The following is a 24,242-nucleotide window of genomic DNA, read 5'->3' on the forward strand; positions in this document are numbered from 1 at the left end:
GTCGAGTCCGAAGTTGCGCTAAAGAGCCTCGACTTCCCGCTCAAGGGATCCAAACTGACCTTTGCTCCGTCCATGTCTCTGGATGAGGTGGAAGAAAACGTCCGCACCAACGGTTCTATCCTGACCGACGGCAGCACGCAGCTTGCCTCTCTCTTCTACGTTGATCCCCGGCGGTTTGCCTCGGAAGCATCCGATCTCGACCTGCTCCAGGGCCTGTCTGCCCGCGTGGTCGAGGAGAACATGTCCGTTTCGCCATCCGAGAGCATCACGGACCAGAGTGCGGAATTCGCCGACGACGTCATTCCCGTGCGCCGCGCCACCCCGATTGCAGCCGTCATGATCAATGCCGGTTATGCCAAGGCGCAGGCCGAGGATATCGCCGGCTATCTGCGCCCCGCTCTCAACGAGCCGGAGTTGCAGGAGGGTGATGTCCTTCGCATCGGTATCATCCAGAAGGGTGAGAACGGCCAGGCCAAGGTCGTTCGCGCCACCGTCTACTCCCGCGGCGCCCATGTTTTCACCATGGCGCTGGATGATAGCGGCAATTTCGTGAAAGCCTATGAGCCGGCTCCGCTTGCTGCGGTCGCCACCGCCTTTGAAGACAACGGCATGCCGGTCGTCAATGCCGGCCGTGACCTGCCTCGCGTCTACGACGGCGTGTACCGCGCAGCCCTTTCCTATGGCATGAATTCGAGCATGGTCGCCCAGGTCATCCGGCTTCTGGCGAGCAATGTCGATTTCCAGGCGCAGCTGAAGCCGACGGATAGCCTCGAAGCCTTCTTCTCGGTCGCTGACGAAAGCGGTCAGGCAACCGAGAATTCGGAACTTCTCTACGTCAACGCCAGATTTGGCGACACCCAGACCCGCTTTTATCGTTTCCAGGACCCAGACGATAACTCAGTCGATTATTATGATGACAAGGGCAAGAGCATCCGCCAGTTCCTGTTGCGCAACCCGGTCCCGAACGGCACTTTCCGTTCCGGCTTCGGCATGCGTCGCCACCCGATCCTCGGCTTTTCGCGCATGCATACCGGCGTCGACTGGGCAGCACCACGCGGCACGCCGATCATCGCGGCCGGCAATGGCACGGTCGAAAAGGCCGGCTGGGATTCCGGCGGCTACGGAAACCAGACCCTGATTCGCCATGCCAATGGCTATGTTTCGTCCTACAACCACCAGAGCGCTATAGCCAAGGGCGTGAAAGTCGGCTCCAAAGTGGTCCAGGGACAGGTCATCGGCTGGGTCGGCACAACAGGTCTTTCCACCGGCCCACACCTCCACTACGAGTTGATCGTCAACGGAAACCGCGTCGACCCGTTGCGCATCCGCCTGCCGGGCGGCAAGACGCTGGACGGTGGCGCGCTTGCCCAGTTCGAGAAAGAGCGCAGCCGCATCGACGAACTTCTGAGCAAGGACAACGGCAGCAGCGAAGTCGCGGCTGTTCAGTAATACGCCGCTCGGGTGTGTCGCATCCTAGAGTTTGTCAGGGAAAAGTGGAAACCGGTCTTCCCGAAAAAACAAACGAAAACAAAATAATCTAGGGAATGTCCTGGTTCAATCTGAACCGGACATTCTCTAAGCAAAAGGGCCGCTCTTTCGAGCAGCCCTTTTCAGTTCGACCTCTTACGCCGCTGCTTTCGCAGCATCGTCCCGCCGCTTGAAGTTCAACCGGTCCGAACCGGAGAGAACCTTGATGACCGAGCCATCCGGGAACTCGCCCTGCAGGATTTTCTCCGCAAGCGGATCCTGCAGATACTTCTGGATCGCCCGCTTCAGCGGCCGCGCGCCGTAGGCCGGGTCGTAACCCCTGTCGGCCAGGAAGATGCGGGCATCCCCATCCAGCTCGATCGAGAGTTTGCGGTCGGCCAAAAGCTTGCGCAGCCGTTCCAGCTGGATTTCGACGATCGTGCCCATTTCGTTCCGCTTCAGGCGGTGAAACAGGATGATCTCATCGACGCGGTTCAGGAATTCGGGGCGGAAATGACCGCGCACCACATCCATCACCTGGTCGCGCACCACGTCGCTGTCGTCGTTCTCGCCAAGCTGGGTCAGATACTCCGCCCCGAGGTTGGAGGTCATGATGATCATCGTGTTGCGGAAGTCGACGGTGCGGCCCTGGCCATCGGTCAGGCGACCATCGTCGAGAACCTGCAAGAGAACGTTGAACACGTCCGGATGCGCCTTCTCGATCTCGTCGAACAGCACGACCTGATAGGGCCGACGCCGAACGGCTTCCGTCAGTGCGCCACCTTCCTCATAGCCGACATAGCCCGGAGGTGCCCCGATCAACCGGGCCACGGAGTGCTTCTCCATGTACTCTGACATATCCATGCGCACCAGCGCGGTATCATCGTCGAACAGGAAGCGAGCGAGCGCCTTGGTCAACTCCGTCTTGCCAACGCCGGTCGGGCCGAGGAAGATAAACGAACCGATCGGACGGTTTGGATCCTGCAGGCCGGCACGCGAGCGGCGAACTGCACGCGACACGGCCTGAACGGCATCACCCTGCCCCACGACCCACTTGGCAAGTTCGTCTTCCATCCGAAGCAGCTTGTCGCGTTCGCCTTCCAGCATCTTGTCGACCGGAATGCCGGTCCAGCGGGAAACGATATGGGCGATGTTGTCCGGCGTTACGACTTCCTGCACCATGGAATCGATAGAAGCGTCCTGAGCTTCGGCCTCGACCAGTTCCTTCTCAAGCTTCGGGATCTCGCCATAGGCAAGTTCCCCTGCCCGCTGGAATTCGCCCTTGCGCTGCGCGATCGCCAGTTCGTTGCGGGCGTCGTCCAGCTGCTTCTTCAGGTCTGCGGCAAGGCCGAGCTTCTGCTTTTCCGCCTGCCAGCGCGCCGTCAGCGCATCGGCTTCTTCCTCGATCGACACGAGGTCGAGTTCGAGCTTTTCGAGACGATCCCGGGACGCCCGGTCGGTTTCCTTCTTAAGGGCCTCGCGCTCAATCTTCAGCTGCATGATACGGCGATCGAGCTCGTCAAGCTCTTCGGGCTTCGAATCCACCTGCATGCGCAGCCGCGAAGCAGCCTCGTCCATCAGGTCGATTGCCTTGTCCGGCAGAAACCGGTCCGTGATGTAGCGGTTGGAAAGCGTCGCAGCCGCAACCAGGGCCGAGTCGGAGATCCGGACCTTGTGATGCTGCTCGTATTTTTCCTTCAGGCCGCGCAGGATAGAGATCGTATCCTCGACCGTCGGCTCCTCGACCATGACCGGCTGGAAACGCCGGGCAAGGGCTGCATCCTTTTCGACATGCTTGCGATATTCCTCAAGCGTGGTCGCACCGACGCAGTGCAATTCGCCGCGGGCAAGCGCGGGCTTCAGGAGGTTGGACGCATCCATCGCTCCATCCGCCTTGCCGGCACCGACCAGCGTGTGCATCTCGTCGATGAACAGGATGATCTCGCCGGCTTCCGCCTGCACTTCGTTGAGAATGGCCTTCAGCCGTTCTTCGAATTCACCGCGATATTTCGCACCGGCAATCAGCGCGCCCATGTCGAGCGCCATCAGCTTTTTGTCCTTGAGGCTTTCCGGCACATCGCCATTGACGATGCGCAAAGCCAGGCCTTCGGCGATCGCCGTCTTGCCGACGCCGGGCTCACCGATCAGGACCGGGTTGTTCTTGGTGCGGCGCGACAGAACCTGGATCGTGCGGCGAATTTCGTCGTCACGACCGATCACCGGATCGAGCTTGCCGTCGCGGGCATCCGCCGTCAGGTCACGCGCATATTTCTTCAGCGCGTCGAAGCCGGCTTCGGCATTGGCGCTGTCGGCGGTTCGGCCCTTACGGATTTCGTTGATGGCCTGATTAAGCTTGGTCGGCGTCACGCCGGCCTGCGACAGGATCTTCGCCGTCGGCGCAGAGCTTTCGACCGCGAGTGCCAGCAAAAGCCGCTCGACGGTGACAAAGCTGTCGCCCGCCTTCTTCGCCGCCTCTTCCGCAGTGGTGAAAACCTTGGCCAGAGGCTGTGCCAGCGAGATCGAGCCGTTTGAGCCCGTCACCTTCGGCAGCTTGGAAAGCGCAAGATCGTTTGCCACGCGCGCCGCCTTCGGATCGCCGCCCGCCCGTTCGATCAGCGAAGACGCCATACCCTGCTCGTCATCGAGCAGGACTTTCAGAACGTGTTCAGCCGTAAACTGCGGGTTGCCCTGCGAAAGCGCATTGGTTTGCGCAGACTGCAGAAAACCGCGAACGCGCTCGGAATATTTTTCGATATTCATACTTTACCTCCATGGACCGGAAAGCCCTGATACGGCGCTATCCGATGGTTCAGGATCAGGCTCCCTGAAAAGGCAAGCCTGTCATATCGGCTGGCGCCCGCATTGTGCGAGATCAACCGCTTGATGGGAATATGGGAGGTGATGGAAGAAATTAAAGGGTCGATATGAGTGTCGGGTAACGAAATCGTGAGCAAATGAAAGCTGGCGCCACGAGTCGCACCTTGTCACCCTTTTGTTGATGGGGATTGTTTCTAAAACAGCAACTTCACAAACGCGATCACCTTTCTTCCTGAGCCATGCCGTTGAAACATCGTCTCTGTCAGACAGTCACGTCCATGACGATGTGCTAAATTCAATTTGCATGATTTACCTGCAGGTGTAGGCTTTCCCCATTTCAATTCAGATACTGTTGGAGAGAAAGCTATGGCCTGGACGATTCCAATCGCAAACTCCAACGCAAGTACATCAATGGGGGCAGATAATTTCTATATTGCAAGGCCCATCGTTTTTGGCGGATTGTACGGTCTGCGGCGGACCAGCAACTGATCGTTGACGGAACAATTGCGACCGGCACTTACTATGGCGTGTTTTTATACGGAGCTGGTGGTGGTGCGTCAGTCAAGGTTGGTAGCACCGGGATGATCCGATCCTTCAGCCTCATGGGAATAATAATGGGGACGTCTGATACCACCATTACAAATGACGGCTATATTTTCGGGGGCGGACCTGCAGCGATTTACTTTAATAACAGTACCGATCCCACAAAAGTCGCCGATGTCTTCAACAACGGCACCATCGAAGGGACAGAGGTCGGTATATTACGCAATTCCGGTTCCGAAACGATCCGCGTCATCAACACCGGAACCATCAAAGGTGGTAACTTTTCTTTCCAGCAGGGCACCGCTGCGACGGTCGCGAAAGATCAGATCACCAACAATGGTAAAATGATCGGTGCCATTGATTTTGGCGGCGGCGATGACCTCTATGACGGAAAACTGGACACCATATCCGGAAGCATCGACGGAGGAGCCGGAGCAGACCGGCTTTATAGCGGTGCTGGGAACAATACGCTCCTCGGCGGCGAAGGGGGCGATACGCTGGGCGGCGGCGGCGGGGCTGATAAACTGAATGGCGGTGCTGGCACCGACACGGCAACGTATTCATATGCGAAGTCTGCGGTGACTGTCAGCCTCACGTCCCCGGCTTCAAATAAAGGCGACGCAGCCGGCGACACGTTCGTTTCCATCGAGAACATTTACGGCTCTGTCTACAATGACGCGCTTTCCGGCAACTCGATAGCGAACGCCATCAGTGGCAGCGGCGGCAACGATACCATCCGAGGCTATGGTGGCAATGACACATTGACCGGAGGAAGCGGGAAAGACACGTTCATTTTTCACACGACGCTCGCCCCTGCAACGAATGTCGACAAGATTACGGATTTCAAGGCTGTCGATGATACTATCCAATTGGAAAACGGGATATTCACGGCTCTCACCACACTGGGCACTCTGTCGGCAGCTGCATTTCGCGCCAACGGAACAGGCTTGACCGGGGACTCCACGGATCGGATCATCTACGAAACTGACACTGGCAAAATCTTCTATGATCGAGACGGTACGGGGAGTTCATACGACAGCGTGCATTTCGCAACGCTCGTAACCAAGCCCGCAATAACCAGCGCGGATTTCATCATTATTTGACGCGGGATTACCATCTGAAGGTCAATAGGGCTTCCCCTTGCAAATGGAACCGTTAGCCCGTGGTTACCGTCCTAGGGGAGCCCCTTTTTGTTGCCGCGCGGATGAAAGCGGCGCCGTTGATATGGGACGGCGCACCGGTCCCGCGAGAGGATGTCTGGTTTAGATTGAACCGGACATCCTCTCGCTTCTTTTGTTTCCGTTTGTCTTTTCGGGAAAACCGGTTTCCACTTTTCCCTGACAAACTCCAAAGGTCAACTGATCTCCACTCCCTCACAGAAGAGGTGGACCATCAAATTCAACGATAAGCGGACAGCTATCTTCCCTCTCCCTGCAACGTACCCTCCAGAACGCAAAAAGCCCGGAACAATGTCCGGGCTTTCCAGAATCTGTGCCTTAAAGGTCCTACTCCGAAACTTCCACCAAAGCCGGTGCTTCACCGCCCGTAGGCGCAGGCGCACCCTCTTCCGCCGTGGCATCGCCGCGACGCGGCTGGCGACGGGGACGCGGTGTTCCGCGGCGACGGGACGGCGCCCGGCCGGCGGGTGCAGCGCCTTCTTCTTCCTCGAGAGACACTTCAGCCGGAACACCCTCGATTACCGGCTGTGGGCCGGAGCCGTCCATGACGGGTTGGGGTTGTTGCTGCGGCTGGGGCTGAGGTCTCGGTGGCCTTCTGGCCTGTACCGGTTGAGGCTGTGCCCGTTCACTCTGTGCCCGTTCACTCTGTATTGGCTGAGCCTGTACCGGCTGAGACTGTACATGCTGGACAACGGCAGGCGCCTCTTCGGCATAACCCTGATCCATATCGTCCTGATCGTTCTGGTCACGATCGGAGCCGTCACGCTCGTCGAAACTGCGCTCGTCGCGCTGGTAGCGTTCCTGCATCTGCGCCTGCGCGGCAGCAATGATGCGGTTGTAGTGTTCCGCGTGCTGGAGATAGTTTTCAGCTATCACTCGGTCGCCGGAGCTCTGTGCATCACGGGCCAGGTTTCCATATTTTTCGGCGATATGCTGCGCGGTTCCACGGATCTTTACATCCGGACCGGAGCTGTCATAGGTGCGCGTCAGCGGGTTCTGGCCTTTGCGGTTATGGTTGTTATTGCCACCACCGCCGCCGCCGCCATTGTTGCTGCTGCTGTTATTGTTGTTACGCCCACGGCCGCGCTTGTTTTGCTGTCCTGGCCTCATCGTATTGTTCACCCGAATTCTCTTGGTAAGTGATGATCTTGTGGCTTCGTGGCTCGATCGGGTTATTCCGGATCAAGCAAGCACGCGCCGCGAACCAACCGCTTCATGGCGGTGACGTCGCTGGTTAAGTCAAAATAACAGGTACCCGCACAAGGCACTGTCGAACCCTAGCAACTCTTTTTTTGAGAGTAATCCCTGCGGCTCGGTCAAACCGGAACGAATTTCGGTCGGTGACCTTCTGCCCAGTGCGTATCCGCAACCTAGCTGGCTTCCCTGCTGATTCCAAGCCTTTTCTTTGCAACTGCGAACGGAACAACCCCTCTTTTGGCAATTTTTTGCGGCTGTGTTGCATCACTGAGCGGCAAAAACGATTGCCCGGTCGTTTCCGCCGAGATCCTTTATCCGCTCCAGAACCACGAAGCCCTGTTTTTCGAAAACGGCCCCCACGGTTGCAAGCTGGTCATAGCCGATTTCGACGCCGACGATCCCGTCCGGATTCAGGTGGCTCAAGGCCTTGGCGGCAATCGCACGGTAGGCATCCAGCCCGTCCGCCCCGCCATCAAGTGCTATTGCCGGATCGTGATCACGCACTTCCGGCGCAAGCGATAGAACAACGTCGCTGCGAATATAAGGCGGGTTGGAAACAATGATATCGAAGCGTCCATCGACATCGTCGAACCAGTCGCTCACCACGGCCCTAAACCGTGGACCCAGACCATTCGAATCGGCGTTGCCCTGCGCCGTTTCAAGAGCGGCAGCGGAAATATCGGTGCCAACGCCGGTGGCGCCCTCGACAGCGCTGAGAAGACCAAGACAGATCGCCCCGGTTCCGGTGCCAAGATCGATGACCCGGCATTCGCCCTTTTCCGCCAGTATCCGGCGGGCAAACGGCACAAGCCCCTCAACGATCATTTCGGAATCCGGCCGCGGCTCCAGCGTCGCTGCCGACATCCTGAGGGTCAGCCCGTAAAACTCGCGCTGGCCGAGAATGCGGTAGACCGGCTCATGCGCCGCTCGTCGCTCGATCGCGGCGCGCACTCCCTGAGCGTCTTCAGGCGAAACCACCGCATCGCCGCGCAGCATCAGATCGGTCGCTGAAAGTTCGAGCAGACCCGAAACCAGCACCCGTGCATCCAGCGCCGCTTCGCCGATATGAGCCTCCAAGAAGCGTTTCTTCGCCTCAGCCAGCAGGCTGTCGCGCGTGTCGCTCATCCCTTGATCTCGCCCAGCTGCGCCAGTTGATCGGCCTGGTAGTCGGCCAGCAGCGCATCCACCACCTCGTCGATCTCGCCCATCATCATCCGGTCGATCTTGTAGAGCGTCAGGTTGATGCGATGGTCGGTCACCCGACCCTGCGGGAAATTATAGGTGCGGATGCGTTCCGAACGATCTCCCGAACCCACTTGGCTCTTGCGTGATGCCGAACGTTCTCTGTCGGCTTTCTGGCGCTCCATGTCATAAAGCCGCGAGCGCAGAACCTGCATCGCCTTGGCGCGGTTCTGGTGCTGCGATTTCTCGGAGCTGGTAACGACGATGCCGGTCGGCAGATGGGTGATGCGCACCGCCGAGTCCGTCGTGTTGACGTGCTGGCCGCCAGCGCCAGAAGAGCGCATCGTATCGATGCGGATATCCTCGTTGCGAACCTCGATGTCGATATCCTCGGCCTCGGGCAGCACGGCAACCGTCGCCGCAGACGTATGGATACGTCCCTGTGTTTCCGTATCCGGCACACGCTGCACCCGGTGAACCCCGGATTCGAACTTCAGCTTGGAAAACACGCCCCGCCCGGTGACGTTGGCAATGATTTCCTTGAACCCGCCGGCATCGCCTTCGCTGGCGGAGAGCACTTCCACCTTCCAGCCCTTGTCGGCGGCATAGCGCTCATACATGCGAAACAGATCACCTGCGAAAAGCGCCGCTTCCGAGCCACCGGTGCCGGCGCGGATTTCCAGGATCGCGCTCTTCTCGTCGGCAGCATCCTTCGGCAGGAGCAGGATTTGCATATCCTTTTCCAGCGCCTCGATCCGCTCCTGGATTTCCGGCTTCTCCATGTCCGCTAGATCGCGCATCTCGCGATCGGTCGATTTGTCGGCAAGCAGCGCCTCGACATCGGCAAGCTCGCTCTGCGCCTTCTCATAGGCCCGGATCTTGGTCACGACCGGCTGAAGCTCGGAATATTCGGAAGCAAGCTTCACATAGACATCCGCCGCCGGCCCTTCGGCCATGCGCGCTTCGATCTCCGCAAAACGCCGCTCCAGCTCGCGCATTTTTTCGACAGGAAGGGTAGCCAACGGAAACTCCGAAAATGGGCAATGCAAAGTCGTGCCCGGCTATACGCCAGGCAGAACACGATGCAAGCATATTTATCTAGGGTCAGATGGGGTATTCGGCTTGAGCCCATCTTCGAGGATTTTGGATAGGAGGTGCTGCGCTTCGTGCTGATGATAAACGTAGTCTGTTCTCTAACAGCCACAAACATCAGAAGGGAAGCGCAGCATGAAGTATTATGCGGGTTTGGACGTCTCTCTCAAAGAGACCTCTATATGCATCTTGGATGAAGCGGGCGCGGTGCTCCGAGAGCTAAAAGTCCCAAGCCATCCGGAAGATTTGATACGAATATTGGGTGATCCTGCTTTGCAGTTCGTTCGGATTGGCCTCGAAGCGGGACCATTGTCACAGTGGCTGTTTAGCGGGATGGTGGAAGCTGGGCTGCCTACCATTTGTATAGAGACCCGCCACACCAAGGCCTTTCTCAAGGCCCAGATCAACAAGACGGATCGTAACGATGCGCGCGGTATCGCGCAGATGATGCGGGTCAATTTGTTTCGTCCCGTTCACGTGAAGACCCTGACCAGCCAGAAGCGACGGGCGTTGCTGACGGCCCGCAAGCTGGTGCAGGAAAAGGCTATTGCTATCGAGAATGACATTAGGGGGATGCTGCGCAATTTTGGGCTCAAGGTCGGCGTCGTCAGCGCCGCCGGCTTCGAGGTACGTATCCGCGAGCTGATCGAAGACATGCCGGACCTGGCCAGCATCATGGAGCCACTGCTGACCGTTCGGAAAAAGCTGCGTGAGACGTTCATAACCTTGCATCGTCAGTTGCTGGCGGTTGTTCGGGACGACACCGCTTGCCAACGGCTGATGACGATTCCCGGTGTCGGTCCAGTGGTCGCGCTGGCCTACACCAGCACCATCGATGTTCCGGCCCGCTTCAGGAACTCCAAGGCCGTCGGTCCCGCGCTGGGATTGACGCCTCGCCTCCATCAATCGGGCGAAAGCGATCGTGTCGGGCGCATCTCGCGCTGCGGTGACGCTATGATGAGAACGCTGCTCTATGAAGCCGCGCAATCGCTGCTGACACGGGTGCAGAAATGGTCGTGGCTGAAAGCCTGGGCGATGAATATCGCCAAACGCCGAGGCTTGCAGAGAGCCGTCGTCGCCTTGGCGCGAAGACTGTCAGTGATCATGCATCGGATGTGGAGTGATGGCTCGGAGTTCCGTTGGACGAAGGAGATGGCGACGGCAACCTAAGTATTCTGCCCCAAAGGGGTAACCAAGTTCCGCCTGCTGGGCGGCGAAACGTCCTTCGCGGGACGATGGATAAGACGAGTTCGCAATGAGTCCAGTACCGATCCACATAACAGGATCAGGACGTGGGTCAGATTGTTCCGCCTTATCCTTCTGATCCCATCATGGGAGAGCCAAAGTGCTCATCCCGGAGAGAAGCGAGACCCGCGAAAGACTTTTCCACTGGCAATATCGGAAAGTTCGAAAGCGCTTGACGTCGACACGCCGAATAGAGAAGGACTCGTTAAATCAGAGCCAGAAGATAACGGCTGCGGCGATGCATATGCTTGAGAAGAATGTGTGTGCGCAGCGGTCGTATCTGGTGTGAATTCGCCGCCAGTCCTTGAGCCTGCCAAACATGTTTTCAATCTTGTGGTGCTTTTTGTAGAGCACCGGATCATGAGGGATCGCTACCTTGCGGTTTGCCCTCGAAGGAATACAGGCAATGATTTTGCGCTCCGCCAAGGCATCTCGGAACCAGTCGGCATCATAGCCCTTGTCGGCGAGCAACGTCTTGGCTTTAGGAAAGGCCTCGATCATGCGAGCGGCACCTTTGTAATCGCTCATCTGGCCCTCGCTCAACAGCAGGATCAGGGGTCGGCCGTGACCATCGCAAACCGCGTGCAGTTTGGAGTTCAGGCCACCTTTGGTGCGTCCGATACGTCTGGGAACATCCCCTTTTTTAGCAGGCTGGCTGCAGTGCGATGTGCTTTCAGATGGGTGGCGTCGATCATCAACTGCTCCGGCTTGCCGCGTTTGGCCGTCAGTTCGGCCAAAATCCGGTTGAACACACCGAGCCTGCTCCAGCGGATGAAGCGATTATAGATCGTCTTGTGTGGCCCGTATTCCCTGGGCGCGTCGCGCCACCGCAACCCATTGCGCAAGACAAAGATAATGCCGCTCAAAATCAACCGGTCATCGACACGTGGCACCCCGTGCGACAGCGGGAAATAGGGCTCGATCCGGCGCATCTGCGCCTCCGACAAAAGCATCAAGTCACTCATCAAAGCATCTCCCTTCGATCCCAGTGAATCAAACAGTGGAAGACACAGCAAGTAATTTAATAGGTCCTGAGCCTAGAGTTTGTCAGGGAAAAGTGGGAACCGGTTTTCCCGAAAAGACAAACGGAAACACAAGAATCTAGAGGATGTCTGGTTCAATCTGAACCAGACATCCTCTAAACGGGAATGCCGTGCTCGGCAGCGAACGCTGTCAGCAACTCCCGCACCGGCTGCTGTGACTTGGTATCATCCAGCGCGACATTTAGCATTTCGCCAAGCTTGTCCGCATCAAGCGCAAGCAGCATGGCCTTGACCGGCCCGACTGCCGTCGGCGACATCGAGACAGAGCGGAAGCCGATGCCGAGCAAGGCCATGGCCGGCAAGGGCTTGCTCGCCATTTCCCCGCAGAGCGTAACGCTCGTCCCGCTGCGATCCCCAGCCCGGACGATATCACGCAACATCCGTAGGAACGGCCGCCCGAGAACGTCGAAACGATCGGACACGCGCGCATTGCCGCGATCCACAGCCATCGTAAACTGGAACAGGTCGTTCGATCCCACGGACACGAAATCGACTTCGCTCATCAGCTCATCAAGTTGCCAGAGCAACGCGGGTACTTCCAGCATGGCGCCGAACTGCAGCTTGCGCGGCAGCTGCTCGCCGGATTTCGACTGTCGCTGGATTTCCTTCTGCAGCAACCCGCGCACCTGCCGCAGCTCCGAAACCTCGGTCACCATCGGCAGCATCAGCTTCAGCTCCTCGCCGGCCGAAGCACGCAGCATGGCACGCAGCTGGGTGCGCAGCAGGCCTGGACGGTCCAGTGAAAGGCGGATAGCCCGCCACCCGAGCGCCGGGTTTTCTTCCTCGGCCGCACGGAAATAGGGCACCACCTTGTCGCCGCCGATATCGAGCGTGCGGAAAGTCACCGGCTTGCCGGCCGCCTGCTTCATTACATTACGATAGAAGGCTTCCTGCTCTTCCATCTTCGGCATGGTCGAGGCGATCATGAACTGCAGCTCGGTACGGAAAAGGCCAATGCCTTCGGCACCCGATTCCGCCAGCTGCGGCAGATCGACGAGCAGGCCGGCATTCATCTGCAGCCTGATGCGCTTGCCGTCCTTGGTCACCGGCTCGACATCGCGCAGCGCCCGGAACTGTTCCTGACGGCGGGCACGCAGCCGTACCTTTTCCTCATAGGCCCGCTGCAGATCGGCCATCGGCCGCAGATGCACCTTGGCGTCGTCGCCATCTATGATGATCGCATCGCGATTTTCCGCCAGCGCCACGACACCGGCAGCCTGCCCCACGACGGGAATACCCATGGCGCGTGCAACGATCACGACGTGGCTGGTGACGGCGCCCTCTTCCAGCACCAGGCCGCGAACATTCTCGCGCGGATAATCGAGCAGTTCGGCCGCACCCATGGCGCGCGCCACGACGATTGCATCAGCCGGAAAATCCGTTGCCGACAGTTTCGCGCCATAGCCCGTCAGTTGCCGCAGCAGCCGGTTCGCCAGATCGTCGAAATCATGCATTCGTTCGCGCAAATACGGGTCCGTAAGTCGGATCATCCGCGCCTTGGTCTCGCTCTGCACCCGCTCGACCGCCGCTTCTGCCGTCAGGCCGTTGCGGATCGCCTCTTCAAGCTTCCTCACCCAGCCGCGATCGTGGGCAAACATCCGGTAGGCTTCGAGAACCGCGCGGTGCTCGCCTTCCATGGAAACGTCACGCCGCGACAGCATGTCGTCAATGGAAATGCGCAGCGACCCGAGCGCTTCTGCAAGCCGCCCCAGTTCGTGTTCGGTATCGTCGTTCAGCAGATTGGTCACGACAATGCGCGGTTCGTGTAGCACGACGTAACCGAGCCCGACGCCTTCGCCAAAGCTCGAGCCCTCGATCGTCACGGGCCGGGAAAGATCGAGTTCGAGGCCGGGCCGCGTGATCTTCTTCAGCTCGCCGGTCGCCACCATTTCGGCGAGAACCATCGCCGTGGTTTCCATCGCCTCGACCTCGTCGTCGCGATAGGTGCGGCTCGCCTTGTTCTGCACAACGAGAACGCCGAGCGAACGGCCGGTGCGCAGGATCGGTACGCCGAGGAAGGAGTGATAGATCTCTTCGCCGGTCTCCGGCAGATAGGTGAAGGCAGGGTGCGACTGCGCGTCGGAAAGGTTGAGCGGCCGCGCGGAGGCGGCGATCGTGCCGACGAGGCCCTGCCCCATCTGCAGCTGCGCCAGATGCACGGCGTCCTTGTTCAGGCCTTCGGTTGCATAAAGCTCAAGAACACCATCGGAGCGCAACACATAAACGGAGCACACTTCCGCGACCATGTTCTGCGCAATCTGGCGAACGATCTGGTCAAGGCGCTCCTGCGGCTCGAGCGGCTCCGCCATCAGTTCGCGTAGCCGCTTGAGAAGAACGCGTGGACCCGCAGAGAGGTCTCTCATCGCGCAACGTCTCCCGAATAATAGTCATCGAATGTCAGTCACGGGGCAACGGCGACAAGGCTCGCCGCTGCCGTTCGCAATCGCTCCGATCAACTCTTATCGAGACCGTAGACAGAATGCAAAGTGCGAACCGCCAATTCGGCGTAAGGACCGTCGATCAGGATCGAAATCTTGATTTCCGAAGTGGTGATCGCCTTGATGTTGATGCCTTTTTCGGCAAGTGCCCGGAAAGCGGACGCAGCCACGCCGGCATGGCTGCGCATGCCGATACCGATGACCGAAACCTTCACCAGGCCCGATTCGTTCTGGATGACGTCGAAACCGATCTTGTCCCTGGCATCGGACAGCACCTTCAGCGCCTTGTCGACGTCGGTCGAGGGCACGGTGAAAGTCATGTCGGTCTTGGATCCGTCTTCCGAAATGTTCTGGACGATCATGTCGACATTGATATGCGCTTCGGCGAGCGGCCCGAAGATCGCAGCCGAGACACCCGGCCGGTCAGCGAGGCGCCGCAGCGAAATCTGCGCTTCATCCTTGGCATAGGCGATGCCGGTGACGACTTCCTGTTCCACGATCTCTTCCTCATCACAAATCAGCGTACCGGGGGGATTGAGCAGATCACCCATACCCGGTGCATCGGGGTCTACGAAACTGGATCGCACGAAGGTGCGAACCTTGTGAACCATGGCAAGTTCGACCGAGCGGACCTGCAGAACCTTGGCGCCGAGCGACGCCATTTCGAGCATTTCCTCGAAGGCAACCTTCTTCAGGCGCCGCGCCTTGGGCTCGATGCGCGGATCGGTCGTGTAGACGCCGTCGACGTCGGTATAGATATCGCAACGATCCGCCTTTACAGCCGCCGCAATCGCGACTGCCGACGTATCCGAGCCACCACGGCCAAGTGTCGCGATGCGATTGTCAGGCCCAAGCCCTTGGAAGCCGGCGATAACGGCAACCTGGCCTTCCCCAAAGCGGCGGATCAGGTCGGAGCCATCGATTTCGAGGATGCGCGCCGCGCCATGAGCATTGTCAGTGCGGATCGGGATCTGCCAGCCCTGCCACGAGCGGGCATTGATGCCGATATGCTGGAGCGCGATCGCCAGCAGACCGGACGTCACCTGCTCGCCTGAAGCAACGACGGCATCGTACTCGCGAGCGTCATGCATCGGGGAAGCATCGCGCGTCCATGATACCAGTTCGTTGGTCTTGCCGGACATGGCAGAGACGACGACGGCCACTTCGTGGCCGGCATCGACTTCACGTTTCACATGGCGGGCGACGTTGCGAATGCGATCCATATCCGCGACGGAAGTCCCGCCGAATTTCATGACGATGCGTGCCATATGCCTCTACCGGTAGAAATGCCGCGCGAGCGCCCGCGCCTGCGAGGAAGTTGGCGGTCTCTTAGCGAAATTGTAAGGCCGGTGCAACGGCAGAAAAGCGGAGAATTTGAGGAAGGTTTTGGACGATACCCTCTAGGTCGCTGCCGCCTCAGCCGGCGCCTTGAACCGCAACCCAAGCACCAGCAGCGCACCGATCGCATACACGGCCACGACCGATAGCCAGATCGCGCCGGGCCATTCTTCCCTGACGACGAAATAAATGCTTGAGAAACCAAGCGGGCTGATGATCGAGGCAAGACTCATGACCGACGCCAGCACTCCCTGGAACTGGCCTTGGCTGCCCTCATCCACCTGCCGGGTGGCAAGCGACTGCAGCGCCGGCACGCCGATGCCGCCAAGTGCGAAGACCGGCATGATCGCGAAGATCACCCAGCTCTCCGTCGCAAAGGCCATGACGGTCAGCGCAACGCACACGCCGGCGACTCCCGTGACAATGGCCCCGCGCTCGCTGAGCAGTTTGACGGCCGGACCTGGAAGGAAGGCCTGGGCAAGCGCCTGGCAGACACCGAAGGTCCCGAGCGAAAGACCGATCCAGAGCCCGTTCCACTGGAATGTGTCGCTCCCCCACACTGCCCAGCAGGTGCCATAGGCCTCGCCGGTGGCGCTGAAGATCAGGAAGATGAAGATGATCGGCAGCAAGCTCTTCATCGAGAAGACCCAACGCAGCGGCCGCAACGGGTTGAGCACTGCGAGGTCGATTTTCTCCCGGCTCGGGGCGCGCGATTCCGGCAGCAGGAAGAACGCCAGCAGCAGGTTACCGGCATTCAGCACCGCTGCCGCGATGAAGGGCAGCCGCAGCCACCAGTCGCCAAGCACGCCGCCGAGAATAGGGCCAATGATGAAACCGATGCCGAACATGGCGTTGAACAGGCCGAAGCGGCGAGCCCGCCGATCCTCAGGGGAAATGTCGGTGATATAGGCAGTCGCCACCGAAATGTTGGCGCTGGTTAGGCCGGCAATGGCCCGGCCGATGAACAGCATCCAGAGATTGGGCGCAAAAGCCAGGAAGAGGTAGTTGATCGCGGCCCCACCAAGCGAAATGAGCAGCACGGGCCGGCGTCCCAGCCGATCACTGAGGGCACCGAGCACCGGCGCGAAGATGAACTGCATGACCGCGTAAAGAGCCGTCATCGCGCCGATGTAGGGCGCCACGTTTTCAGCACGGGTGACGTCCTGCAGCAGCGACGGCAGGATTGGAAAGATGAGCCCGATGCCGACGGCATCAAGCACAATGGCGGCGAAAATGACGATGAGTGATCTGTTCATGGCGCGATCCGATTGACACAAGCAGCAGACGCCGCTCGGCGCCGGTGGCTTGCGATGAGGCCTGACTGTCAGGCATTGCTTTCAGGGAAACGCTGGCCGAGCCATGCTGGAAAACGCATGACTGGCGTGTGCTTGACCGCCTGGACGAAAACTCATCCACCTGCCGCTGCTTGAGCGGTACAGGGAAGCGGTCGCTTTTCGCGACGGACGTCATTTACACCGGAGGGCCGCATCCGGCAAGTCCTTCTGAATCACGAAGCCCCTTTACTCCGTTCCGCGTCTACGTCATCACTGGCTGAAATTCCAAGCCGGGAGAGAGCTACGTGGGATACGAGGCCGGGGTTGCCTATCTGTTTTGGATGTCGGTTGCGGTCGCGACATTTCTGATCGCTGGCTTCATCTACGCCTGCTGGCCGGTAAAATCTGAAAACCGAATCAACGTACCTAACGGCTACGAGCCTGCATCCCAACGGAAACGCAGGCGCATTCGCCATGATGCGCCTGCGATCAGGCAGTAGGCGGTTTGCAAATGTTCACGGGGAACCGATACCTGCGCGACCCCGGCAAAGTCACTCGGACCGATCCGCGATAGCGGAGCACTCAGTTCGTCAGATCGTAAGGGATCCGGTATCCATTCGTTTCCAGCCAATGGATCGCTGCCTTCGGCTCATCGGTCTGGAGGATGGTCACGCCCCGATCGATCCAGAAACCGTAGCTCTCTTCCGGCCGGTTTTCCCGTACCGCGAGTTCATCGCCGCGACCACCGGCCAGCATGCCCGGAGGACGATTGACGATCGGATAGGTATTGGCCCACATGTGCCAGTTGCCGTTGATCGCCGCTGCATGCGCCTTGGCGCTGAAGAGCGGGCCACCCTTGTCCGTCAGCGGGGCATTGTCCTTGTGCCAGTTGATCAGCTCTGCCGCCGGTGCTGAAAAAGCCTCCGTCGCCCTGTTCATGAAGGCGGCATCGTCGATCGCGTCATCGGCCAGGATCGGCATGAAAATCACGTCGTCGCCGACCGTGTTCATCACGGCCCGCGCCTCGTCGATACGTTTGGCGCTCCAGAGATTTTCCTTCATGACGATCTGATGGGCGACGCCGATGGCTCGCGCCTCGGCTGCCACGTCCGGCAGGATCTCCGGCCCCAGCTTGTTGTCGATATTGACGAGGATCTGATCCTTGGCGACGGCAAACATCTCGCTCAAAGTCGGCACGATCTCGTCGCTGACCGCACCGCTGCCCTCGACGACAAGATGGCACTTGCGCAGCTCGGCGAGTGTAAAGGTATCGACCTCGCCGCGGCAGGTCGTGGTGCGGTCAAGCCAGCTGTCATGCATGACGACGAGCCTGCCGTCTGCGGACTTGCGCACATCGAGCTCGACCATCTCGGCCCCAAGCTCGATCGAATGACGGATCGCCGCGCGGGAATTTTCCGGCAGGATCGTCACGCCGTTTTCCTTCCAGCCGGTGCGGTGCGCGACCACCATCACATGCTGGCGCCAGTGATTGGCATTCGTGAAGCGATCGAGGATCAGGCGGGCGCGGCTGGTATCGGCCGCCTGCACGTTAAGTGCATGGGTGGCGATCCCGCAGAGAGCGAAGAGCGACACAGTGGCAATTGCGAGCATCCGGCGCATGAACAACATCCCTGGCCATCACAGTTGCCAAGGCGGATAGATGACTCGCGTGACACACCCATGAAGCGGGGATGACACATTGATGAATCCGGGAGAGCGGCATGCCCCGCCCTCACTGACCAGAAAGGCCTACTTGAACATCCCCTCCCGCAAATTGATCCCATGTTCCAGCCAGGCCTTCATCGAACAAAGCGCCTGCATCCAGCCTTCGCAATTGCCATAGGAGGCCTTGAGCCCGCCGGGCGTCTGCCGCCAACCCTCCTCGGCGATGGTCACGAGCGTGCGTCCATCCTCCAGCGGCGCAAAGCTCATGGTGACTGTCGTGTCGTAAGGAGGCCCGGCATCGGGACTTTCATTCGCTCCCCACTGAAGAACGACCTTCTCGTTCGGCACCACCTCGACGATACGAACGGGAAACTCACCCGGAAAATCGTGGAACGACCACTTCACCGTCGCTCCCGTCTCCATGCGCCCTTTGGCGCCGCCCGTGGTGAAATAGCGCGACAGCTGCTGCGGATTGACGACTGCCTCGAACACGTCGGCCACGGGTTTTGCAATGCGGCCGGACACCCTGAATTTCAAGTCCATGATCCATTCCTCCTTGCTTGAGCGGTTATTATGTTATAAAAACATAACATGTCAATAACGATCGATAACGACAGAATTTTCAAGGCCTTGAGCAATGCGACGCGCCGTTCGATCCTCGATAGCCTGAAAGACCGTCCGCAGACGACCGGAGAGCTTTGCGAAACTTTCCCCACGCTCGACCGCTGCACGGTCATGCAGCACCTGAAGGTTCTGGAGGAAAGCGACCTCGTTCTCGTCCGCCGCGAAGGCCGCGAACGCTGGAACCATCTGAATCCGATGCCGATCAAGCAGATCTACGACCGCTGGATCGGCGCCTATGCCGCCCATGCTGTCGAACTCATCGGAAAAATGCAGATCGATATGGGGGATTGAACCCCGCCCCTCCCCAACGTGGCGGCAGGTCGCCCCTCTCAGGAGAACGCGCCTCTAGCTCAGCTTTCAACGTTCCTTTCCCGCCCGCGCGAAGAATGTTTCATCACAACCGCCAGATACGCCGCCTGCAGCTCCGCAAGCACCGAACGCTTTGGCCGTTCCGTCCCCAGATGGATGAACCGCAATTCCTCCATAAAGGCATCCCACATGTCAGGCCCGCCCTTTTCCAGAAGCTCCGCGCGGATTGAAAGCGCCTCCGATGGCCGTGTGTGTCGTCGCCCCCAGGCCCCCATATGGGCGAGCAGCGGCAAAAGCTCGATCGAAGCTTCCGTGAGGCTATAGATGCCTTTCTGCTTGTGGCTGGGATCATCGACCCGCGACAGCAGCCCGTTCTGCGCCAGCCGCTTCAGCCGGTCGGCCAGCACATTCGAGGCAATCCCCTCCTCAGAACGGTTCAGCAGCTCGCGAAAATGACGCCGGTTGCCGAACATCAGATCTCGTATCACAATCAGGCTCCAGCGATCGCCCAGCATTTCCAGGGTCAGGTTGATGGGGCATCCTGAACGATGGCCAGCATCCATGGCAGCATCTCCTTATCTGGTTGCATTCTAGGATCAGATCGAGTACATAGCAACCAGTTGCGAATTAAAACCAGTCTGGAGGAGACGAGCATGCTGCAACTTTTCGCCCACCCGTTTTCATCCTATTGCCAGAAGGCGTTGATCGCCTTTTATGAAAACGACGTCGCCTTCGAATGGCGCATGCTCGGACAGGACGACCCCGAGAACCTCGCCGAATGGTCCGCCGCGTGGCCGATCAAGCGCATGCCGATGCTGAGGGATGGCGACAAGAACGTCGTCGAGTCCACCGTCATCATCGAGTATCTGCAACTTGCCCATCCCGGCCCGGTTCGCCTGCTCCCAAAAAATCCTGCCGATGCGCTGGAAACCCGCATGATGGACCGCTTCTTCGATAATTACATCATGATCCCGATGCAGAAGGTCGTCTTCAATGCCATCCGTCCCGAAGCTGATCGCGATCCATACGGCGTCGATCAGGCTCGCAGTCTGCTGGATGATGCCTATGGCTGGCTCGATGGCGTGATCGCGGGAAGAACGTGGGCCGCCGGGGAAGACTATAGCCTCGCCGATTGCGCCGCCTCCCCCTCGCTTTTCTATGCGGATTGGGTCCACCCGATCGCCGATCGCTTCGAAAACGTCCGCGCTTATCGCAACCGCCTGCTCGAACGCCCCTCCTTCGCCCGCGCCGTCGATGAAGCCCGCCCCTATCGCAGCTTCTTTCCCCTCGGCGCGCCGGATCGCGATTGAGGGGTACGCAATCAGGCTTGCGACCCGGCCTGCAAAACCTCCTTCGCCACCTCGATAATCAGGGATGGCAGCCGGCGGTGGGCCGGGTCGTGGCGGTACCTGACATGCCATGCCATCCGCACCGGAAAGGTGCCGAGATCGACAGGTGACGACAACACCTTCATCCTGATGTCGCGCGCAAGATGCCGGCAGATCAATTGCGGCAGCGCCGTGCAATACCGTACGACCCTGGCACTCGATCCCGCCGAAATCGCCTGACAAACGCAATGACCGCCGCTTGAACCCACCCGATCTCAAAAACACTTCAATGAGGACATGACAATAGCACTCAAGGATATTCTTACGAGCAAGCTCGGCTTCGGCGCAGCTCCGCTCGGCAATATGTTCCGCAACATCCCGGAAGCGGAAGCCCGTGCAACCGTCGACACGGCCTGGAACGACGGCATCCGCTATTTCGACAATGCGCCCTTCTACGGCGCCGGCCTTGCGGAAATCCGCATGGGTGCGGCACTTTCCGAACGGCCACGGGACGAATACGTCATCAGCACCAAGGTCGGCCGCATCATCCTTGACGAGGTCGAGGATATCAGCGCCCGCGACCTCGGCGAAAAGGGTGATGTCTTCAAATACGGCCGCGCCAACAAGATTGTGAACGACTATTCCGCCGATGCCACCCTTCGCTCGATCGAAGACAGCCTGAAGCGGCTGGAGACCGATCGCATCGAGATCGCTTTCGTGCATGATGTCGCGCAGGATTTCTATGGCGACGAATGGCTTGATGTTTTCGAAACGGCACGCAAAGGCGCGTTCAAGGCACTCGACCGGCTGCGCGACGAGGGCGTAATCAAGGCCTGGGGCCTGGGCGTCAACCGTGTGGAACCGATCGAGCTGCTGCTCGGCCTGGAAGAGCCGCGACCGGACGGCTTCCTGCTCGCGGGCCGATACACGCTGCTCGACCATGACCGCGCCCTGCAGCGCGTGATGCCGCTGGTCGCGGAACGCGGCCTCGGCATCGTCGTCGGCGGGCCCTACAGCTCCGGAGCGCTGGTCGGCGGCCCGAACTTCGAATATGCGCCGGCCACGCCTGCGATCCTCGACAAAGTCGCCCGGATCAAGGCGATCGCGGATCGCCATGGCATCAGCATGAAGGCCGCGGGTCTGCAATTCTCGCTCGCCAACCCGGCCGTCGCCGCCGTCATCCCCGGCGCCAGCCAGCCGAGCCGCATCGCCGAGGATAGTGCCGCACTGGCGGAAAAGATACCCGCCGACTTCTGGCGCGAACTGCGCGAGGCCAAGCTGGTCAATCCGGAAGCACCCCTTCCGGTTTGACGGATCGATGCCGCGGGCCGGCAATCGAGCCGGCCCGCGCTGCGATCCACACAGCTTGCTGCTTTGACACCGGCTGCCTCTATTCGAATGGATCGTAGCCGGGTTTCTTGTAGATGGTTTCGGCATGGCCCTGAATGTCGGGGATGTAGACTGCATCGGTCCAGTCCTTGTCGGCAAAATCCTCGATCACCACGGATACGGAGGCATCGCTGCAGCCGAGCGTCGCAATCAGCGTCTGCGTGACGACTGCCGCCAAGGCCTGCTTCTGTTCCTCCGTTCGACCCTCGATCATCTTGATGCTAACGTGCGGCATGCTTGGTCTCCAATCTGGCCCTCAATCATTGTCCGGAAAACCGAACACCCCGTGCGGACTACCTTCGGTTATCGTTTAAAGCAAACGCCCTATTTAAGCTGTGTCACTGAAACGGAGCTCTCTCATGTCCAACATCGAAAAATCCGGCACCTACAAGCTCGGCGACCGCACGGTCAAGCGCCTCGGCTACGGCGCGATGCAGCTTGCAGGCCAGGGCGTCTTCGGCCCGCCGAAAGATCGCACCGAGGCCGTCGCCGTCCTGCGTGAAGCCGTCGAAAGCGGCGTCGATCACATCGACACCAGCGATTTTTACGGCCCGCATGTCACCAACCAGATCATCAAGGAGGCACTGCATCCCTACAGGGACGATCTCGTGATCGTCACCAAAATCGGCGCGACCCGCGGCGCCGATGCGTCCTGGAACCCGGCTTTCTCGAAGGAAGCCCTGACCCAGGCAATTCACGACAACCTGAAGAACCTCGGCCTCGACGTGATCGAGGTGGTCAATCTGCGCGCCATGTTCGGCGTGCATGGGCCAGCCGAGGGCTCGCTCGAAGAGCCACTGACCGTTCTTGCCGATCTCCAGCGTCAGGGTCTGGTCAAGCATGTAGGCCTCTCCAATGTGACTGCCAAGCAGATCGCCGACGGCCGCAAGATCACCGAGATCGTCTGCGTCCAGAACCAGTATAACCTCGCCCATCGGGACGATGATGCACTGATCGAACAATTGGCTGCGGAAGGCACCGCTTACGTTCCCTTCTTCCCGCTCGGCGGCTTCTCGCCGCTGCAATCGTCCACCCTTTCGGATGTTGCGGCCCGGCTCGGCGCAACCCCGCTGCAGGTGGCTCTTGCCTGGCTGTTGCACCGCGCACCCAACATCCTCCTGATCCCCGGCACATCGTCTCGTGCCCACCTCCGGGAAAACCTCGCCGTGGCTGATCTCGCTCTGCCCGCCGATGTACTCGCCGAACTCGACGGGATCGCAGCAGCCAAGGCGGCTTGACCTCAAGAGGTCAAAGGTGCCCCAGATCGACGCCGGCTGGGCCGGCGTCGATCGACAACCCGTCAAACCCGTCACGTCAGGCGTATCGGGCAACCTCGATCAGCCGCCGCAAATCGGCGACCTCATCCCCGGTCAGCGCCCGGACCGCGCCCTTCTCCAGATCCCCGAGCATCAGATTGCCGATCGAGACACGCATGAGCCGCAGGCACTCGATATCCAGCGCCTCCAGCATGCGGCGGATCTGGCGGTTCTTGCCCTCGTCCAGCTCGATTTCCAGCCAGGAATTGCGCCCGCCCTCCCGAAGTTTCGCGACCCTCCGCGCCCGCAGAAACTCGCCGTCATGACGGATGCCCTGCCGCAGCGCCTCCAGCATCGCCTCGTCGGCAATCCGGTCCATCTGCACATGATAGGTCTTGGCGACATGGGTTTCGGGATCGAGCAGGGCCTGGGCAAATTCGGTATCATTGGTGAAGAGCAGCAACCCCTCGCTTGCCTTGTCGAGGCGGCCGACCGGCGACAGGTGGGCGTGCTCTATCTCCTTCAGGCAATCGAACACCGTCGGGCGCCCTTCCGGGTCGTGACGTGTGGTCACCAGCCCGCGCGGCTTGTTCAGCATGAGATAGACGCGCTTTTCCGCGACCACGGCCTTCCCGTCCACGCTGATCGCATCGCGGGAAAGATCCACCCAGCCTTCCGGATCACTCACCACCCGCCCGCCGACAGCCACCCGCCCGGCCCGGATCAATTCCTCGGCCTGCGTGCGCGAGCAGAAACCGAGCTTGGAAAGCGCCCGCGGCAATGTCACCCGCTTGCCACCCGCCTCAACCTTGCGGCCCGCAACCGGTTTCTGCCTTCTGCGGCTGTCGTTCATGCCG

At 59.7% G+C, this 24,242-nt stretch carries 20 protein-coding genes and 1 pseudogene (1 of these 21 only partly in view); 7 read left to right on the plus strand and 14 right to left on the minus strand.

All coding sequences use genetic code 11. The features are described from left to right. Nucleotides 1-1,449, plus strand: the 3' portion of a protein-coding gene (locus QO002_RS18340) for a M23 family metallopeptidase (protein ID WP_307232262.1). Its footprint begins 519 nt before the window's first position; the window shows 1,449 of its 1,968 coding nt (coding positions 520-1,968); its start codon lies beyond the left edge, outside the window; the stop codon is at nucleotides 1,447-1,449. A gap of 174 nt (nucleotides 1,450-1,623) precedes the next feature. Here QO002_RS18340 and clpB read toward each other — a convergent pair whose 3' ends face one another. Next, on the minus strand, nucleotides 1,624-4,227 hold the full coding sequence (gene clpB / locus QO002_RS18345) for an ATP-dependent chaperone ClpB (RefSeq protein ID WP_307232264.1): 2,604 nt from the start codon (nucleotides 4,225-4,227) through the stop codon (nucleotides 1,624-1,626). Nucleotides 4,228-4,898: 671 nt separating this feature from the next. Between clpB and QO002_RS18350 the strand changes: the two genes are divergently transcribed. Next, entirely contained in the window at nucleotides 4,899-5,930 is a 1,032-nt protein-coding gene (locus QO002_RS18350; RefSeq protein WP_307232266.1) for a calcium-binding protein, read from the plus strand. 402 nt (nucleotides 5,931-6,332) lie between these two features. Here QO002_RS18350 and QO002_RS18355 read toward each other — a convergent pair whose 3' ends face one another. From QO002_RS18355 to prfA, 3 genes are all read right to left on the minus strand, one after another. Beyond that, nucleotides 6,333-7,115 carry a DUF4167 domain-containing protein gene (locus tag QO002_RS18355; RefSeq protein WP_307233500.1) on the minus strand — a complete coding sequence of 261 codons (783 nt, stop codon included), beginning with the start codon at nucleotides 7,113-7,115 and terminating at the stop codon, nucleotides 6,333-6,335. Nucleotides 7,116-7,466: 351 nt separating this feature from the next. Beyond that, nucleotides 7,467-8,327 carry a peptide chain release factor N(5)-glutamine methyltransferase gene (gene prmC / locus QO002_RS18360; protein WP_307232269.1) on the minus strand — a complete coding sequence of 287 codons (861 nt, stop codon included), beginning with the start codon at nucleotides 8,325-8,327 and terminating at the stop codon, nucleotides 7,467-7,469. After that, nucleotides 8,324-9,406, minus strand: coding sequence for a peptide chain release factor 1 (prfA, locus tag QO002_RS18365; RefSeq protein WP_307232271.1), 1,083 nt, complete (start codon nucleotides 9,404-9,406; stop codon nucleotides 8,324-8,326). The genes prmC and prfA overlap by 4 nt, the downstream gene beginning before the upstream one ends. A gap of 205 nt (nucleotides 9,407-9,611) precedes the next feature. On the opposite strand from prfA, the gene QO002_RS18370 reads away from it, so the two are divergent. After that, entirely contained in the window at nucleotides 9,612-10,646 is a 1,035-nt protein-coding gene (locus tag QO002_RS18370) for an IS110 family RNA-guided transposase (RefSeq protein ID WP_307232273.1), read from the plus strand. 285 nt (nucleotides 10,647-10,931) lie between these two features. Here QO002_RS18370 and QO002_RS18375 read toward each other — a convergent pair. The 6 genes from QO002_RS18375 to QO002_RS18400 all read right to left on the minus strand — a co-directional run bounded on the left by QO002_RS18375 (nucleotide 10,932) and on the right by QO002_RS18400 (nucleotide 19,022). After that, nucleotides 10,932-11,686, minus strand: a protein-coding gene (locus QO002_RS18375) for an IS5 family transposase (protein WP_307232275.1) whose coding sequence is annotated in 2 segments (ribosomal slippage) — nucleotides 10,932-11,353 and nucleotides 11,353-11,686 — 756 coding nt in all. Because the reading frame shifts where the segments join, the coding sequence is not laid out codon by codon here. A gap of 173 nt (nucleotides 11,687-11,859) precedes the next feature. Next, nucleotides 11,860-14,127: a phosphoenolpyruvate--protein phosphotransferase gene (gene ptsP, locus QO002_RS18380; protein ID WP_307232277.1), complete on the minus strand. Its 2,268-nt coding sequence runs from the start codon at nucleotides 14,125-14,127 to the stop codon at nucleotides 11,860-11,862. 89 nt (nucleotides 14,128-14,216) lie between these two features. Next, entirely contained in the window at nucleotides 14,217-15,470 is a 1,254-nt protein-coding gene (locus QO002_RS18385) for an aspartate kinase (RefSeq protein ID WP_307232279.1), read from the minus strand. A 132-nt stretch (nucleotides 15,471-15,602) separates the two neighbouring features. Beyond that, nucleotides 15,603-16,796 carry a TCR/Tet family MFS transporter gene (locus QO002_RS18390; protein ID WP_307232281.1) on the minus strand — a complete coding sequence of 398 codons (1,194 nt, stop codon included), beginning with the start codon at nucleotides 16,794-16,796 and terminating at the stop codon, nucleotides 15,603-15,605. A gap of 600 nt (nucleotides 16,797-17,396) precedes the next feature. Continuing rightward, entirely contained in the window at nucleotides 17,397-18,434 is a 1,038-nt protein-coding gene (locus tag QO002_RS18395; RefSeq protein WP_307232283.1) for a glycerophosphodiester phosphodiesterase family protein, read from the minus strand. A gap of 129 nt (nucleotides 18,435-18,563) precedes the next feature. Further along, nucleotides 18,564-19,022: an SRPBCC family protein gene (locus QO002_RS18400; RefSeq protein WP_307232285.1), complete on the minus strand. Its 459-nt coding sequence runs from the start codon at nucleotides 19,020-19,022 to the stop codon at nucleotides 18,564-18,566. Between the two features lie 48 nt (nucleotides 19,023-19,070). Here QO002_RS18400 and QO002_RS18405 point away from each other — a divergent pair, with 48 nt between their 5' ends. Beyond that, entirely contained in the window at nucleotides 19,071-19,394 is a 324-nt protein-coding gene (locus QO002_RS18405; protein ID WP_307232287.1) for an ArsR/SmtB family transcription factor, read from the plus strand. Between the two features lie 59 nt (nucleotides 19,395-19,453). On the opposite strand, the gene QO002_RS18410 is transcribed toward QO002_RS18405, so the two are convergent. Further along, nucleotides 19,454-19,975 carry a winged helix-turn-helix transcriptional regulator gene (locus QO002_RS18410; protein WP_307232289.1) on the minus strand — a complete coding sequence of 174 codons (522 nt, stop codon included), beginning with the start codon at nucleotides 19,973-19,975 and terminating at the stop codon, nucleotides 19,454-19,456. A gap of 90 nt (nucleotides 19,976-20,065) precedes the next feature. On the opposite strand from QO002_RS18410, the gene QO002_RS18415 reads away from it, so the two are divergent. Further along, nucleotides 20,066-20,722 (plus strand): glutathione S-transferase family protein, encoded by a 657-nt coding sequence (locus QO002_RS18415; RefSeq protein ID WP_307232291.1) that lies wholly within the window; start codon nucleotides 20,066-20,068, stop codon nucleotides 20,720-20,722. 11 nt (nucleotides 20,723-20,733) lie between these two features. Here QO002_RS18415 and QO002_RS18420 read toward each other — a convergent pair. Further along, nucleotides 20,734-20,949 (minus strand): annotated as a pseudogene (locus QO002_RS18420) (LysR family transcriptional regulator); the annotation flags it as partial. A gap of 94 nt (nucleotides 20,950-21,043) precedes the next feature. Between QO002_RS18420 and QO002_RS18425 the strand changes: the two are divergent. After that, the gene (locus QO002_RS18425; protein WP_307233502.1) at nucleotides 21,044-22,051 is read left to right on the plus strand and encodes an aldo/keto reductase; all 1,008 of its coding nucleotides are present in this window, start codon (nucleotides 21,044-21,046) and stop codon (nucleotides 22,049-22,051) included. A 79-nt stretch (nucleotides 22,052-22,130) separates the two neighbouring features. Here QO002_RS18425 and QO002_RS18430 read toward each other — a convergent pair whose 3' ends face one another. Further along, nucleotides 22,131-22,364, minus strand: a complete 234-nt coding sequence (locus tag QO002_RS18430) for a tautomerase family protein (protein WP_307232293.1) — start codon at nucleotides 22,362-22,364, stop codon at nucleotides 22,131-22,133. Between the two features lie 124 nt (nucleotides 22,365-22,488). On the opposite strand from QO002_RS18430, the gene QO002_RS18435 reads away from it, so the two are divergent. Further along, the gene (locus QO002_RS18435) at nucleotides 22,489-23,367 is read left to right on the plus strand and encodes an aldo/keto reductase family oxidoreductase (RefSeq protein ID WP_307232295.1); all 879 of its coding nucleotides are present in this window, start codon (nucleotides 22,489-22,491) and stop codon (nucleotides 23,365-23,367) included. Between the two features lie 76 nt (nucleotides 23,368-23,443). Here the strand turns inward: QO002_RS18435 and QO002_RS18440 are convergent, their stop codons facing one another. Next, complete coding sequence (locus QO002_RS18440) at nucleotides 23,444-24,238, minus strand: pseudouridine synthase (RefSeq protein ID WP_307232298.1); 795 nt, start codon at nucleotides 24,236-24,238, stop codon at nucleotides 23,444-23,446. Nucleotides 24,239-24,242 lie beyond the last annotated feature (4 nt).

Source organism: Pararhizobium capsulatum DSM 1112 (genome assembly GCF_030814475.1).
Taxonomy (GTDB): domain Bacteria; phylum Pseudomonadota; class Alphaproteobacteria; order Rhizobiales; family Rhizobiaceae; genus Pararhizobium; species Pararhizobium capsulatum.

Bases quoted from the DNA above. Each gene is read 5' to 3' on its own strand.
- clpB (WP_307232264.1), bottom strand. From the start codon at position 4,227: ATGAATATCGAAAAATATTCCGAGCGCGTTCGCGGTTTTCTGCAGTCT.
- QO002_RS18350 (WP_307232266.1), top strand. From the start codon at position 4,899: ATGGGGACGTCTGATACCACCATTACAAATGACGGCTATATTTTCGGG.
- QO002_RS18355 (WP_307233500.1), bottom strand. From the start codon at position 7,115: ATGAGGCCAGGACAGCAAAACAAGCGCGGCCGTGGGCGTAACAACAAT.
- prmC (WP_307232269.1), bottom strand. From the start codon at position 8,327: ATGAGCGACACGCGCGACAGCCTGCTGGCTGAGGCGAAGAAACGCTTC.
- QO002_RS18370 (WP_307232273.1), top strand. From the start codon at position 9,612: ATGAAGTATTATGCGGGTTTGGACGTCTCTCTCAAAGAGACCTCTATA.
- ptsP (WP_307232277.1), bottom strand. From the start codon at position 14,127: ATGAGAGACCTCTCTGCGGGTCCACGCGTTCTTCTCAAGCGGCTACGC.
- QO002_RS18385 (WP_307232279.1), bottom strand. From the start codon at position 15,470: ATGGCACGCATCGTCATGAAATTCGGCGGGACTTCCGTCGCGGATATG.
- QO002_RS18390 (WP_307232281.1), bottom strand. From the start codon at position 16,796: ATGAACAGATCACTCATCGTCATTTTCGCCGCCATTGTGCTTGATGCC.
- QO002_RS18395 (WP_307232283.1), bottom strand. From the start codon at position 18,434: ATGCGCCGGATGCTCGCAATTGCCACTGTGTCGCTCTTCGCTCTCTGC.
- QO002_RS18400 (WP_307232285.1), bottom strand. From the start codon at position 19,022: ATGGACTTGAAATTCAGGGTGTCCGGCCGCATTGCAAAACCCGTGGCC.
- QO002_RS18405 (WP_307232287.1), top strand. From the start codon at position 19,071: ATGTCAATAACGATCGATAACGACAGAATTTTCAAGGCCTTGAGCAAT.
- QO002_RS18410 (WP_307232289.1), bottom strand. From the start codon at position 19,975: ATGGATGCTGGCCATCGTTCAGGATGCCCCATCAACCTGACCCTGGAA.
- QO002_RS18415 (WP_307232291.1), top strand. From the start codon at position 20,066: ATGCTGCAACTTTTCGCCCACCCGTTTTCATCCTATTGCCAGAAGGCG.
- QO002_RS18430 (WP_307232293.1), bottom strand. From the start codon at position 22,364: ATGCCGCACGTTAGCATCAAGATGATCGAGGGTCGAACGGAGGAACAG.
- QO002_RS18435 (WP_307232295.1), top strand. From the start codon at position 22,489: ATGTCCAACATCGAAAAATCCGGCACCTACAAGCTCGGCGACCGCACG.
- QO002_RS18440 (WP_307232298.1), bottom strand. From the start codon at position 24,238: ATGAACGACAGCCGCAGAAGGCAGAAACCGGTTGCGGGCCGCAAGGTT.